Source organism: Italian clover phyllody phytoplasma str. MA1, assembly GCF_000300695.1.
Lineage (GTDB): Bacteria > Bacillota_I > Bacilli_A > Acholeplasmatales > Acholeplasmataceae > Phytoplasma.
The window spans coordinates 1-331 of the sequence record NZ_AKIM01000188.1 but is presented as its reverse complement, the minus strand read 5'-3'; the positions used below and the strand labels follow the sequence as shown (position 1 = coordinate 331).

General features: G+C 31.7%; 1 protein-coding gene. It reads left to right on the top strand.

Going from position 1 to position 331, the window contains the following annotated elements; genetic code table 11:
* The coding region (locus RI01_RS03240) for a lambda-exonuclease family protein (RefSeq protein WP_017193237.1) at positions 1 to 331 on the top strand (331 nt) is incomplete at both ends.

The following is a 331-nucleotide window of genomic DNA, read 5'->3' as shown; positions in this document are numbered from 1 at the left end:
GGTTAAAATATGTTCCCGTCGTTTTTACCAGAGGTTTAATGTCTGCTTCTTTAGATGGTTATAACGAAGAAACAAAAACTTTGTTAGAAATCAAATGTCCTTTAAATCCCGATGGTCCTAGCTGGCAAGAGTTTTTTAAAACACAAACAATACCTCCATATTATTGGGCTCAAATACAAGCTCAACTTTATTGTAGCGGTTTGGAAAAAGGTTATTTTTTTGTGTTCGTGAATGATAAACTTTTCCGAAATCAAGAAGTTTTTTTAGATAAAACCTTTATAGCGAAAATGCTAATTGAAGCAGAAATTTTTCGACAAGAATTAGATAAAAG